8 protein-coding genes and 1 other RNA gene are annotated in these 14270 nt (G+C 56.1%); 5 read left to right on the plus strand and 4 right to left on the minus strand.

Annotation, left to right across the window (positions count from 1 at the left end):
- Nucleotides 1–86: 86 nt before the first annotated feature.
- Together aroH and ppsR are read right to left on the minus strand one after the other, a co-directional pair.
- Complete coding sequence (gene aroH, locus ACMYSP_RS23055; protein WP_434584365.1) at nt 87–1133, minus strand: 3-deoxy-7-phosphoheptulonate synthase AroH; 1047 nt, start codon at nt 1131–1133, stop codon at nt 87–89.
- Nucleotides 1134–1288: 155 nt separating this feature from the next.
- The gene (ppsR, locus tag ACMYSP_RS23060; protein ID WP_434584367.1) at nt 1289–2122 is read right to left on the minus strand and encodes a posphoenolpyruvate synthetase regulatory kinase/phosphorylase PpsR; all 834 of its coding nucleotides are present in this window, start codon (nt 2120–2122) and stop codon (nt 1289–1291) included.
- A 341-nt stretch (nt 2123–2463) separates the two neighbouring features.
- On the opposite strand from ppsR, the gene ppsA reads away from it, so the two are divergent.
- The 3 genes from ppsA (at nt 2464) to ACMYSP_RS23075 (ending at nt 8856) form a co-directional block, all read left to right on the plus strand.
- Nucleotides 2464–4842 carry a phosphoenolpyruvate synthase gene (gene ppsA, locus ACMYSP_RS23065; protein WP_434584368.1) on the plus strand — a complete coding sequence of 793 codons (2379 nt, stop codon included), beginning with the start codon at nt 2464–2466 and terminating at the stop codon, nt 4840–4842.
- Between the two features lie 242 nt (nt 4843–5084).
- Nucleotides 5085–6482, plus strand: a complete 1398-nt coding sequence (locus ACMYSP_RS23070) for an MFS transporter (protein WP_434584369.1) — start codon at nt 5085–5087, stop codon at nt 6480–6482.
- Between the two features lie 4 nt (nt 6483–6486).
- The gene (locus ACMYSP_RS23075) at nt 6487–8856 is read left to right on the plus strand and encodes a glycoside hydrolase family 3 N-terminal domain-containing protein (protein ID WP_434584371.1); all 2370 of its coding nucleotides are present in this window, start codon (nt 6487–6489) and stop codon (nt 8854–8856) included.
- A 78-nt stretch (nt 8857–8934) separates the two neighbouring features.
- Here ACMYSP_RS23075 and rprA read toward each other — a convergent pair.
- Both rprA and ydiK read right to left on the minus strand, forming a co-directional pair.
- An RNA gene (rprA, locus tag ACMYSP_RS23080) (antisense sRNA RprA) lies at nt 8935–9042 on the minus strand.
- A gap of 171 nt (nt 9043–9213) precedes the next feature.
- Nucleotides 9214–10338, minus strand: coding sequence for an AI-2E family transporter YdiK (ydiK, locus tag ACMYSP_RS23085; RefSeq protein WP_434584372.1), 1125 nt, complete (start codon nt 10336–10338; stop codon nt 9214–9216).
- A gap of 390 nt (nt 10339–10728) precedes the next feature.
- Between ydiK and ydiJ the strand changes: the two genes are divergently transcribed.
- Together ydiJ and menI are read left to right on the plus strand one after the other, a co-directional pair.
- A complete protein-coding gene (gene ydiJ / locus ACMYSP_RS23090; RefSeq protein ID WP_434584373.1) occupies nt 10729–13785 on the plus strand; it encodes a D-2-hydroxyglutarate dehydrogenase YdiJ in 3057 nt (1018 codons plus the stop codon).
- On the plus strand, nt 13782–14192 hold the full coding sequence (gene menI / locus ACMYSP_RS23095) for a 1,4-dihydroxy-2-naphthoyl-CoA hydrolase (RefSeq protein ID WP_434584374.1): 411 nt from the start codon (nt 13782–13784) through the stop codon (nt 14190–14192). The genes ydiJ and menI overlap by 4 nt, the downstream gene beginning before the upstream one ends.
- The last annotated feature ends 78 nt before the right edge of the window (nt 14193–14270 follow it).

Consider the following 14270-nt stretch of genomic DNA (forward strand, 5'->3'; position numbering starts at 1 on the left):
TTGGGGGGGCGTTAGCGAGGGAATTGCGCGCAACGAAGGGGGAAACAGCCCTGCCACAGAGTGGCAGGGACAGGGCGATACGTGAACTACAGGCGGGTAGCGGTCGCGGCGGCCAGTTCGGCCAGCAGACGCTCGCTATCTTCCCAGCTCAGGCAAGGATCGGTGATCGACTGCCCGCGCGTCAGCGGCTGTCCGGCAACCACCTTCTGGGTGCCTTCCAGCAGGAAGCTTTCGGCCATAATGCCGGCAATTGAGGTGGAGCCTGCGCGGATCTGCTGGCAGATATCGGCGCATACTTCCAGCTGACGACGGTGCTGCTTCTGGCAGTTGCCGTGGCTGAAATCCACCACCAGCTGTTCCGGCAAGTCAAACTCGCGCAGCGCCTCGCAGGCCGCGGCAAGATCTTCTGCGTGATAATTCGGCCGTTTGCCGCCGCGCATGATGATATGGCCATACGGGTTGCCGCTGGTCTGATAGATGGTCATCTGCCCCTGTTTATCTGGCGACAGGAACATATGGCTGGCGCGAGAGGCGCGAATGGCGTCAACGGCGATTCGGGTGTTGCCATCGGTGCCGTTTTTGAAGCCCACCGGGCAGGAGAGCGCCGAGGCCATTTCACGGTGGATCTGGCTTTCGGTGGTACGCGCGCCAATGGCGCCCCAGCTAATCAGATCGGCAATAAACTGCCCGGTCACCATATCGAGAAACTCGGTTGCGGTGGGCACGCCCAGCTCGTTCACCTGCAGCAGCAGCTGGCGTGCCAGTTCGATACCATGGTTCACCCGGTAGCTGCCATTCAGGTCAGGATCCGAAATTAACCCTTTCCAGCCCACTACGGTTCGCGGTTTTTCAAAGTAGGTGCGCATCACTATTTCCAGCTGTGGCTGGTAACGCTCACGCATCTCCTGCAGGCGGCGGGCATAGTCCATCGCCGCTTCAGTATCGTGAATGGAGCAGGGGCCGATGATCACCAGCAGACGGCGATCTTCACCATTAAGGATCTTTTCTATCCGACGGCGAGAGGCGGCTACGTGTGCCGCAACATCGGCAGACACCGGGTGGCGCTGCGCCAGTTCCGCGGGCGTCACCAGGCTTTCAATGCGCGCGGTACGCAATTCGTCTGTTTTATTCATTGGGGTCTCAAAAAATCTGTTTCTTCCGCGGCGAAAATGCCGGGAAGTGATGCGCATCACGATAAACCAATCTCTGCTTATTGCAAGAGCAGGTCATGATCCTGTATAGGCCACGAGTGATAGCATAAACAAATTTCCTCCAATGTACTAGCGCATTAGTACATTCTTCGATTCAGCCCCATGATGTCCATGATTTTAGTCGCAATTTCTTCGACCGAATAATTAGTACTATTCAGGCACGGAATTTTATTCTTGCGGTAGAGCGCTTCCACTTCGGTCACTTCCATCCGGCACTGGCGCATCGAAGCATAGCGGCTGTTTTCGCGACGTTCTTCGCGGATAGCCGCGAGGCGCTCCGGGTTAATGGTCAGTCCGAACAGCTTATGCTGTAACGGCTTAAGGGAGGCCGGCAGGATTAAATTATCCATATCGTCGGCGATAAACGGATAGTTTGCCGCCCGGATACCATACTGCATGGCCAGATAGAGGCTGGTTGGGGTTTTACCACAACGGGAAACCCCGAGCAGAATCACCTGGGCCTGATCGAGGTTACGTAACGAAATACCGTCATCGTGGGCGAGGGTGTAGTCGATGGCCGCGATACGAGCATCATATTTATTGAGATTTCCCGGCGTCAGGCCGTGAGTGCGATGGGCGATGGGGGTCGGGTCGAGACGCAGCTCTTGCTGTAGCGGGGCCACCAGCGCCTGCACGATATCCTGACAAAATCCCTCACTTTGCACGATGATATCGCGAATTTCCGGGATCACGATGGAGTAGAATACCAGCGGACGGATGCCGCTCTGCTGGTAGATGGTATCAATCTGCTCCTTGACGGCCCGCGCGCGACTGACGTTTTCGACAAACGGCAGGGTAAAGCTGCTGATGGCAACAGGAAATTGCGACATTACCGCATGCCCCAGCACTTCTGCCGTGATGGCAGTACCGTCAGAAATATAAAATACGTGGCGATCTACAGCACTTTCCATTTTTGACCATCCGGTATAAGAAGATTAATTACCTGAAAGCAGATATTAAATTTAAGCATATCCCCCCTCGGCTTGTCTCACTTTAAAAATGAAACGGTATTTTTATTTTTAATGAAAAGGATGGTTCAGTTTTCTGTTTTTTCTGCATCCTGTATCAAATTGCAGCAGATTTCAGCAGAATCATTGGCTTAGGTATATTGCTGGAACTGTCCTAAAACAGGAAAAATAATTTGCTTGAACGATTCACCGTTTTTTTCAGCCGCATAAATATGTCAGGATAAATCCCGTAGTTGATCGTGAGTTTTTTATCACTGGTATTAAATCACAAAAGGATTGTCTCGATGTCCAACAATGGCTCGTCACCGCTGGTGCTTTGGTATAACCAACTCGGCATGAATGATGTAGACAGAGTTGGGGGCAAAAATGCCTCCCTTGGTGAAATGATTACGAATCTGTCCGGTATGGGTGTTTCCGTACCGAACGGCTTTGCCACCACCGCTGATGCTTTTAATCAATTCCTGGACCAAAGCGGTGTTAACCAGCGCATCTATGAGTTGCTGGATGAAACCGACATTGACGACGTTTCCGCATTAGCGAAAGCGGGCGCCCGGATCCGTCAGTGGATCATTGACACGCCATTCCAGAGCGAACTGGAAGACGCCATTCGCGATGCTTATCGACAGCTGTCCGCTGACAATGCCGAGGCCTCCTTTGCCGTGCGCTCGTCCGCCACCGCGGAAGATATGCCGGACGCCTCCTTCGCCGGGCAGCAAGAGACATTCCTCAACGTGCAGGGCTTTGATGCCGTGCTCGTCGCCGTGAAGCACGTATTTGCTTCACTGTTTAACGATCGCGCGATCTCCTATCGCGTGCATCAGGGTTATGACCATCGCGGCGTGGCGTTGTCCGCCGGGGTTCAAAGGATGGTACGCTCCGACCTCGCCTCGTCCGGCGTCATGTTCTCCATTGATACCGAGTCCGGTTTTGATCAGGTGGTGTTTATTACCTCCGCCTGGGGTCTCGGCGAAATGGTGGTGCAGGGGGCGGTGAACCCGGATGAGTTCTATGTTCACAAACCGACGCTGGCCGCTGGCCGCCCGGCGATCGTGCGCCGTACCATGGGGTCGAAAAAGATCCGCATGATCTACGCGCCGACCCAGGAGCATGGCAAGCAGGTGCGTATCGAAGACGTGCCGCAAGCACAGCGCGACATTTTCTCGTTAACCGATGCGGAAGTGCAGGCGCTGGCCGTCCAGGCGGTACAAATCGAGAAACACTACGGCCGTCCGATGGATATCGAATGGGCGAAAGACGGCCACACCGGTGAGTTGTTTATCGTGCAGGCGCGTCCGGAAACCGTCCGTTCTCGCGGTCAGGTGATGGAGCGCTATACCCTACATGCGCAAGGTCAGGTGGTGGCTGAAGGCCGCGCCATCGGCCATCGTATTGGGGCCGGTCCGGTTAAGGTGATTCACGATATCAGTGAAATGAATCGTATCGAGCCGGGCGACGTGCTGGTGACCGACATGACCGACCCGGACTGGGAACCGATCATGAAGAAAGCCTCGGCGATCGTGACCAACCGCGGTGGCCGTACCTGCCACGCGGCGATTATCGCCCGTGAGCTGGGGATCCCGGCGGTGGTGGGTTGCGGTGACGCGACGGATCGCATTCAGGAAAACCAGAACGTGACCGTCTCCTGCGCCGAAGGTGATACCGGCTACGTCTACGCCGAACTGCTCGACTTCAGCATTAAGAGCTCCAGCGTCGGTGAAATGCCGGACCTGCCGCTGAAGATCATGATGAACGTCGGTAACCCGGATCGCGCATTTGACTTCGCCTGTCTGCCAAACGAAGGCGTGGGTCTGGCGCGTCTGGAATTTATCATCAACCGGATGATTGGCGTTCACCCGCGCGCGCTGCTGGAGTTTGATGACCAGGAGCCGACGCTGCAGAACGAAATCCGCGAGCTGATGAAAGGCTATGACTCACCGAGAGAGTTCTACGTCGGTCGTCTGACCGAAGGGATCGCTACCCTCGGTGCGGCGTTCTATCCAAAGCGCGTGATCGTTCGTCTCTCTGACTTTAAATCTAACGAATACGCCAACCTGGTCGGCGGCGAGCGTTATGAGCCGGAAGAAGAGAACCCGATGCTTGGCTTCCGCGGCGCCGGTCGTTACGTCTCCGATAGCTTCCGCGATTGCTTCGCACTGGAGTGTGATGCGGTTAAGCGCGTGCGTAACGATATGGGACTGAGCAACGTCGAAATCATGGTGCCGTTCGTGCGTACCGTTGCCCAGGCGAAAGCGGTGGTTGAAGAGCTGGCGCGTCAGGGGCTTAAGCGCGGTGAGAACGGCCTGAAAATCATTATGATGTGCGAAATCCCATCGAATGCGTTACTGGCCGATCAGTTCCTTGAGTATTTTGACGGCTTCTCTATCGGTTCGAACGATATGACGCAGCTGGCGCTGGGTCTGGACCGCGATTCCGGCGTGGTTTCTGAGCTGTTTGATGAACGTAACGACGCGGTGAAAGCGCTGCTGTCGATGGCGATTCGCGCGGCGAAGAAACAGGGTAAATATGTCGGCATTTGCGGGCAGGGCCCGTCAGACCATGAAGATTTTGCCGCGTGGCTGATGGATGAAGGGATCGACAGTCTGTCCCTCAACCCGGACACCGTTGTGCAAACCTGGCTTGGCCTGGCTGAACTGAATAAATAAGTCCTGCGTTAAAACCACAAAATCCTCGTCAGTAATGACGGGGATTTTTTTATTTTCACTTCCTGGTTCATATCTGCATATTTGCAGTCAGTCACATAAACAGAAAAAAACAAAATATCGTAATCACGCAGTGAATTTCGACAATTGTTGCCTTGCCGGACATTCTCAATACTGATAGCGCGTCATCGGATTCTGATACTAACGACTTAGTGATAAACGCTATCTTGCGTGGAAGGATAATAATGACTATCTCCTCTGTATTGACGATAAAAAATAAAATTGGTTACGGCCTTGGCGATATGGCCAGCGCGCTGGTGTGGCAAACCGCCACGTTGTTTCTGGCCTATTTTTATACCGACGTTTTTGGTCTGCCAGCGGCGATTATGGGCACGATGTTTTTAGTCGTGCGGGTGGTGGATGCCGTGGTCGATCCCTGTATTGGCGCGCTGGTAGATCGTACCCAGACTCGTCACGGACGGTTCCGTCCCTGGCTGCTGTGGTTTGCGATTCCCTTTGGTGTCAGTTGCATCATCACCTTTTACGTTCCTGACGTCGGCGAAACCGGAAAAATCATCTACGCCTGCCTGACCTACACCATTCTGAGCTTTATCTATTCGGCAATTAACGTCCCGTATTGCGCGATGCCTGGCGCCCTGACTATGGATCCGCACGAACGGCATTCGTTGCAATCGTGGCGCTTTGCGTTGTCGTTTATCGGCGGCCTGATTGTTACCGTGATTGCGCTGCCGCTGGTGGCTCAACTGGGGGCCGGGAATGCGCAGAAAGGCTATTTTTATGCCATGAGCCTGATGGGACTGCTTGGCATCGTGCTTTTCTTTAGCTGCTTTTTCCTCACACGTGAGCGCTATACGCCACCGCGTGATACCTCCGGTTCATTATTAAAGGACCTCAAACTGTTGGCCGGCAATAGCCAGTGGCGAATCATCTTCGTCTTTAATATTTTATTATTAACGGCTGTTGTTACGCGCGGTTCGGCGACCATGTATTACGTCAAGTACGTGATGCAGCGCCCGGATATGGTGTTTACGTTTATTGTCTCCGGAATGATTGCGGCTCTGCTCGGGGCATTATTATCTGAACGGTTGTTGGGTAAATTCGACCGGGTACGTGCCTATCAATGGACAATTATTACCTTCGTCTGTTTTGCTACGGCTATTTTCTTTATCCCGGCGAATCAGGTCTGGCTGATATTTGGCGTTAACGTGGTCTTTAGCTTTATTCAAAACCTGACTACGCCACTGCAGTGGACGATGTTTTCGGACGTGGTGGATTACGAAGAGCACCGCAGCGGCCGTCGCCTCGACGGGCTGGTGTTCTCCACGGCATTGTTCGCCATTAAGTTTGGCCTTGCGCTGGGGGGCGCGGTGGTGGGGTGGGTCCTCGGTATTGTCGACTATATCCCTAATGCCACGACCCAGTCGGCGGCGGTGCTGAGCACCATTAATACCCTGTTCACCTTGATCCCTGCGATTCTGTTTATCGCGATGGCGCTGCTGCTGGTGTTCTACAAGCTCAACAGCGCCACGGCGGACAGCATTGCCCGCGAGCTTATCCTTCGCCGCGAAACCAACCTCACTGAAACCGCGAAACCGGCGCTGAATACCGCCTTACAGGAGTAATTGTATGACCGAAATCTATCAGGATGCCCATCGCCCGATTCAGGAACGTGTCGCAGATTTACTGTCGCGCATGACGCTGGACGAGAAAATTGCCCAGATGCACGCCTACTGGCTGGTGTTGTCGGAGGATGGCGAACACCGGGAACGCAGCGACATGAGCGATGAGTTTGCTGGCGTCAGCGTGCAGACTTCCCTGGCCGAACGCTTAACGCTCGGCGTCGGGCAGATAACCCGCCCGCTAGGGACCCACATCGTGACGGCACAAAGCGGCGTGCGCGCGGCCAACCGCCTGCAAAAAATGCTGGTCGAGGAGACCCGGCTTGGGATCCCGGCGCTGTTCCATGAAGAGTGCCTGGTGGGACTGCTGTGCAAAGAGGCGACGTTGTTCCCCTCGTCGCTTAACTATGGTTCGACCTGGGACCCGATGCTGGTGGCGCGGGCGGCGCGGGAAATCGGCGCTGAAGCGCGATCGACCGGCTGTAAGCAGGGGCTGGCGCCGGTGTTAGATGTGTCACGCGACGTGCGTTGGGGACGCACCGAAGAGACGTTCGGTGAAGACCCGTGGCTGGTTGGCGTCATGGCCTGTGCCTATGTCGAAGGATTGCAGGGGGAAAAGCGCGATGTGCTGGCAACCCTGAAGCACTACGTCGGCCACTCGTTCAGTGAAGGCGCCCGCAACCACGCACCGGTGCATCTGGGATTTTGCGAACTTAACGATACCTTCCTGCTGCCGTTTGAGATGGCGGTCAAACTGGCAAATGCCGGATCGGTGATGCCAGCCTACCATGATATTGATAATCAGCCCGGGCACAGCGACCACTTCCTGTTAACCACCATCCTGCGCGAACAGTGGGGGTTTGACGGCATTATCGTGGCCGACTATGGCGGCGTCAGTCTGCTGCATCAGCACCACGGTATTGCCCATGATGCGGCGGAGTCCGCCGCGCTGGCCTTCAACGCCGGTCTCGATGTCGAACTGCCGAAAGATGACTGCGCGCGCCATCTACAGCAGGCGCTGGAGCGGGGGCTGATCTCCCTGGAGAAAATCGACGAAATTGTCGGTCGAACCTTGACGGAGAAGTTCCGGCTTGGCCTGTTTGAGCAGCCTTATACCGATGTGGCCGGCATTACTTTGCAGTCACCTGCGGCACGCCAGGCGGCGCGTGACGTCGCGACACGTTCGCTGACGCTGCTGGAAAACCGCGGCATCCTCCCGCTGAAAGGGCAGCCGAGGGTCGCGGTGGTGGGACCCACCGCCGACGACCCGCTGGCGCTGCTTAGCGGCTACAGTTTTCCGGTACACCTGATTATTAGCGATATGGTTGATGAAGTATCTCAGGTGACCACGCCGCTGGCGGCCCTGCGCCACACCCTGGGTGAGGCGCGGGTCAAGTACGCCAAAGGCTGTCATATCATCGAACAGCGTATGGCGGGGGCACCGGTCTTCCCCGGCGACAGCGGCGGTAAACCGATGCAGACGTCGCCGGTGTCGTTCGATACCCGCCTGATCCCTGAGGCGGTCAGGGTGGCCCAGGAAAGCGATGTCATCGTTGCCTGCGTGGGCGATCTGGCCGGGCTGTTCCAGAGCGGAACCGTAGGCGAAGGGTCCGATACCGATAGTCTGAATTTGCCAGGGGTACAGCAGCAGCTGCTGGAGGCGCTGGTGGCCACCGGCAAGCCGGTGATTGTGGTGATGACCGGCGGGCGGCCTTATCACCTGCAAGGGCTTGAAGATCGCGTGGCGGCATTGCTGATGGCCTGGGCGCCGGGACAGGAGGGCGGATGGGCCATCGCCGACGTGCTTACCGGACGCGAGGAGCCGCAGGGACGACTGGTGGTCAGCGTGCCGAAAAGCGCCGGTGCAATGCCCTATTACTACAACCACAAGCTCAAAAGCGGCGGAACACCGTTTGCCTTCCACTTTGGCTCACGTTATCCGTTTGGCTACGGGCAAAGCTGGACCACCTTTAAGTACGGTCAGCCCAAATTACTGGCGGCTCAGGTAGCGTCGGACGGGGAAATCGCTCTTCAGGTCACGGTACGCAACAGCGGCGAACGTCGCGGGAGCGAAGTCGTCCAGCTTTACGTCCGCGATAAAGTGGCGTCGATGGTGCGTCCGCTGCAGGAGCTTAAAGCCTTCCAGCGGGTGACGATTGACGCCGGTGCCAGCGCCACGCTGACCTTCTCCGTGCCGGTAGACATGCTGAACTTCACCCGCCGTGATGGCAAACGCATCGTCGAGCCGGGTGAATTTGAGCTGCAGATCGGGGCGTCTTCGGCGGATATCCGCGGTACAGCCACCGTGACGGTAGGCGGTCAGGTGCGCGAACTACCGCAAAACTGGCAGATGATGAGCCGCTGCGAGGTAAGTTAATCGTTCAGGTATTTATTCGGGGGAGGCGGCCTGTGACCCTGAAGACCGGTCGCCATCACAAAAATCTGACGCAACAGGATAAAAAAAAGCCCATCGTGGGAGATGGGCAAAGACTACACACAGCAATTCGTTGTTTCACTCAGGGGATTTCCATGCTTATAAATCAATGTATTGATTCATAACCGTGCCCTAATAGTAGATATCGCTGATTAATGCGTCGATCGGATTCATCTCAATAGTTAAATTGATGTGAAGTATGATTGCGAGAATGAGGGAAGTTACGGCGATGAACGTGAAAGTTAAGGGTGTTTTTATTAGATTTTCTTATATTTAAGGCGGGTTTCCCCGCCTCATTTTTTACTTCTCGCAGCGGTTATTCACCGCATTGAGCTCTTCCAGTTCGGCGAGCACCTGATCCGGATCTTTTGGCGGTGGCGGAACCTCATGCAGCCAGGCGTCAAACAGGCGCCAGGAGACGGCGAGCAGCACCGGACCGATAAACAAACCAATCATCCCGAAGGCGATCAGGCCACCGATAACGCCGGAAAGAATCAGGATCATCGGCAGATCGGCGCCCATTCGAATCAGCATCGGGCGGATAACGTTATCCATGGTGCCCACGACGCAGCTCCACACCAGCAACACCGTGCCCCAGGTGGTATCTCCGGTCCAGTAGAGCCAGATAATTGACGGGATCAGCACAATCAATGGCCCCAGCTGCACCAGACAGGTGAAGATCATCACCACGGTCAGCAAGGCGGCGTAAGGCACGCCGGAGATGGCCAGACCAATCCCGCCGAGCACGGCCTGGACCAGCGCGGTGACCACGACGCCCAGTGCCACGGCACGAACCGCCTGACCAGCCAGCAGCACTGCCGCATCGCCGCGTTTAGCCGCCAGACGGGTCGCAAAATAGCGGAAACCGTAGGCAACCTTTTCACCCTGCCAGTACAGCAGGGCGCTGAACAGCAGCATCAGACCACAGTAAACCAGCAGCTTGCCAATATGCGCCGCCTGGCCGACAAACCAGGTGGTGGTGGTGCCGATATAGGGACGAATTTTAGCCATGATGGCCGCGCCGCCCATATCCAGCAGGCCGTGCCAGGCTGCGTAGAGTTTGTCACCGATCAGTGGAACACTATTGAGCCAGGCAAAATCTGGCAGCGTGACATTCCCGGTCGAGATCAGTTTTATCAGCGGCGCGCTGTTATCCACCAGGCTGTTGACCAGCAATGCAATGGGGATGACGAACAATAAAAAGAGCAATACGGTCATCACCAGCACCGCAAGGGCGCGTTTGCCGAATAACACACGCTGCAGGCGTAGCAGCACCGGCCAGGTGGCAATGACCACGGTACCGGCCCAGGCGAAAGACAGAATAAAAGGTTGCACCACCCATAAGCAGGAGATAATTATCAGGGACAAGAACAGTACCGACAGCAGAACTTGTGGTATATCCCGGGGCTGGCGATCGTTAATCATAGAGAAATTTTACCTTTCCAGTGGCGCCAAAATGCTGACGCTGCGTAAATCCATGTACTGATAATAATATCAATAATTTCACGGGCCTGATTTTGCACATAAATCTGGTGGGCGCATATGAAAAAAATGTGATAAAAAGTTGAGTGCACTACGCAATCGTTTAGTTACCTATACACAAAATCATCCAGGATGCATTAAGGCGGCGAATGGGTCCCTCGGTTTTACGTCAGTAAACCCCCCGGGAAATAATGGTGTCCCGAATCACTCGCGTAGGGCGTTGACCCGTAAGGTTCTGCGTCACGCCTGGATTCGCACGCCAATGCGCCAACGAGAGGCAATCTGAAGGATGACGTCTATACAACACAACATAGTCAGGCAGGGTCAAGCGTTATGATCCCACAAATTTCTCAAGCACCAGGTGTCGTTCAACTGGTATTGAATTTTTTGCAGGTACTGGAGCAACAAGGATTTACCGGCGATACCGCCACAAGTTATGCCGACAGGCTGACCATGGCAACAGATAACAGTGTCTATCAACTGTTGCCGGATGCCATATTATTTCCCCGCTCGACGGCAGATGTGGTTTTGCTGGCAAGGATCGCGGCGGAAGAACGTTTCAAATCACTGGTCTTTACCCCACGCGGCGGCGGCACGGGAACCAATGGTCAGGCGCTGAACGCCGGGATCATCGTCGATATGTCCCGCTATATGAACCGCATCCTCGAAATTAACCCTGAAGAAGGGTGGGTACGCGTTGAAGCCGGGGTGATTAAAGATCAGCTCAACCAATATCTGAAACCCTACGGCTACTTTTTTGCCCCGGAGCTGTCGACCAGCAACCGTGCGACGCTGGGCGGGATGATCAATACCGACGCCTCCGGTCAGGGGTCGCTGGTGTATGGCAAAACCTCAGACCATGTGCTGGGTGTTCGCTCGGTGCTGATGGGCGGCGACATTCTTGATACCCAGGCGGTCCCCGTGGCGCTGGCTGAAACGCTAAGCCAGGAGCAGTCGGCGATAGGGCGCATTTACCGCACGGTATACCAGCGCTGCAAAGCGCAGCGTCAGCTGATCATCGATAAATTCCCCAAACTTAACCGCTTCCTGACCGGCTACGACCTGCGCCACGTCTTTAATGACGACATGAGCGAGTTCGATCTGACGCGTATTCTTACCGGTTCGGAAGGGACGTTGGCCTTTATCACCGAAGCACGCCTTGATATTACCCGCCTGCCGAAAGTACGCCGTCTGGTGAATATCAAATATGACTCCTTTGACTCGGCGTTACGCAACGCGCCGTTTATGGTCGAGGCCAAAGCGCTGTCGGTGGAAACTGTCGACTCGAAAGTGCTTAACCTGGCGCGGGAAGATATCGTCTGGCATTCGGTCAGTGAACTGATCACCGATGTCCCGGATAAAGAGATGCTGGGGCTGAATATTGTCGAATTTGCCGGCGATGATGCGGAGCTTATCGACAATCAGTTGACCACGCTGTGCCAGCGTCTGGATGAACTGATCGCCGCCAGCGAAGCCGGTGTCATCGGCTGGCAGGTGTGTAACGAACTGGACGGCGTTGAGCGAATCTACGCGATGCGTAAAAAAGCGGTTGGTCTGCTGGGGAATGCCAAAGGTGCCGCCAAGCCGATTCCGTTCGCCGAAGATACCTGCGTACCGCCGGAACATCTTGCCGACTATATCGTTGAGTTTCGTGCCCTGCTGGATGGCCACGGCCTGAGCTACGGCATGTTTGGTCACGTGGACGCCGGGGTGCTGCACGTCCGTCCGGCGTTGGATATGTGCGATCCGCAGCAAGAAGTGCTGATGAAGCAGATCTCTGATGAGGTGGTGGCCCTGACGGCAAAATACGGCGGCCTGCTGTGGGGTGAACACGGCAAAGGGTTCCGGGCGGAATACAGTCCGGCGTTCTTTGGTGAGGCTCTGTACGGTGAGTTGCGCAAAATTAAAGCGGCGTTCGATCCGCATAACCGCCTCAATCCAGGTAAAATCTGTTCGCCGGAAGGCGTGGACGCGCCGATGATGAAGGTGGACGCGGTGAAGCGCGGCACCTGGGATCGCCAGATCCCGATCGCGGTGCGCACCTCCTGGCGCGGGGCGATGGAGTGTAACGGCAACGGATTGTGCTTTAACTTTGACGTGAAAAGCCCAATGTGCCCGTCAATGAAAGTCAGCAATCACCGGATCCATTCGCCGAAGGGGCGGGCGACGCTGGTGCGCGAATGGCTGCGCCTGCTGGCCGACCGTGGCGTTGACCCCAATCAGCTGGAGAAGGGGCTGCCGGAAAAACGCGCTAGCCTACGCACCCTGGTAGAGCGTACCCGCAATAGCTGGCATGCGCGCAAGGGGGAGTATGATTTCTCCCACGAAGTGAAAGAGGCGATGTCCGGCTGCCTGGCCTGTAAAGCCTGTTCGACCCAGTGCCCGATTAAAATTGACGTGCCGGAATTCCGTTCACGCTTCCTGCAACTCTATCACAGCCGCTATCTGCGGCCGGTGCGCGACCATCTGGTGGCGACGGTCGAGTCCTATGCGCCGCTGATGGCTCATGCACCCAGGACCTTTAACTTCTTTATTAATCAGCCGTGGGTGCGCAAGCTTTCCGAGAAGCATATCGGCATGGTCGATCTGCCGTTGCTCTCGACGCCGTCGCTGAAGCAACAAATGGTAGGTCATCGCTCGGCGAATATGACTCTCGAGCTGCTGGAAAGCCTCAGTGCGGAGCAAAAAGCCAGGATGGTGCTGGTGGTGCAGGATCCGTTCACCAGCTACTACGATGCGCAGGTGGTGGCTGATTTTGTCCGGCTGGTCGAAAAAGTCGGCTACCAGCCGGTGCTGCTGCCGTTTTCACCGAACGGTAAGGCTCAGCACATCAAAGGCTTCCTGTCGCGCTTCGCCCGTACGGCACAAAAGACCGCAGACTTCCTCAACCGCGTGGCGCAGCTGGGCATGCCGATGGTGGGGGTCGACCCGGCGCTGGTGCTGTGCTACCGCGATGAGTACAACCAGGTACTCGGCGACAAACGCGGCGATTTCCACGTGATGCTGGTGCACGAGTGGCTGCCTAAAGCGCTGCCGGAGAGCCGCGAGCAGGATCGCGGCGGCGAAGCGTGGTATCTGTTTGGTCACTGTACCGAAGTGACGGCGCTACCCGCCGCGCCGAAGCAGTGGGCCGAGATTTTTGCGCGCTTCGGCGCGAAGCTGGAAAACGTCAGCGTAGGCTGTTGTGGTATGGCCGGAACCTATGGTCATGAGGTGAAAAACCATGCCAACTCGCTGGATATCTACGCGCTTTCCTGGCAACAGGCGATCCAGCGTTTACCGCGCAACCGTTGCCTGGTGACCGGATACTCCTGTCGTAGCCAGGTGAAGCGTATTGAAGGCAGCGGGGTTCGTCATCCGCTGCAGGCGCTGCTGGAGATTATTGGATGATTTGGAAACGTCAGACAACCCTGGAACAGCTCAACGGTATGGGCGAAGGCAATATGGTCGGGCTGCTGGATATTCAGTTTGATGTCTTTACCGATGAGACTATCGAAGCCACCATGCCGGTGGATCAGCGTACGCATCAGCCGTTTGGCCTGCTGCACGGCGGTGCCTCTGTGGTGCTGGCTGAAACGCTCGGCTCGGTTGCCGGCTATTTGTGCAGTGAGGGTGAGCAAAAAGTAGTGGGACTGGAGGTCAATGCCAACCACATTCGTTCGGTGCGCGGCGGCCGGGTGCGCGGCGTATGCCGGGCGCTCCATGTCGGCTCGCGTCATCAGGTGTGGCAGATTGACATCTCTGATGAACAGGGGCGTTTGTGCTGCTCTTCGCGCCTCACCACCGCAGTTGTCTGAGGTCATCGGCGAAGAGAGTTTATCTCTTCGCCCCACGGCGTTTCGCGCCGTTCATTAGCCAATAAGGGGGCGCGGTTT

The organism is Klebsiella sp. R390 (assembly GCF_051131745.1).
In the GTDB taxonomy this organism is placed as follows: domain Bacteria; phylum Pseudomonadota; class Gammaproteobacteria; order Enterobacterales; family Enterobacteriaceae; genus Klebsiella.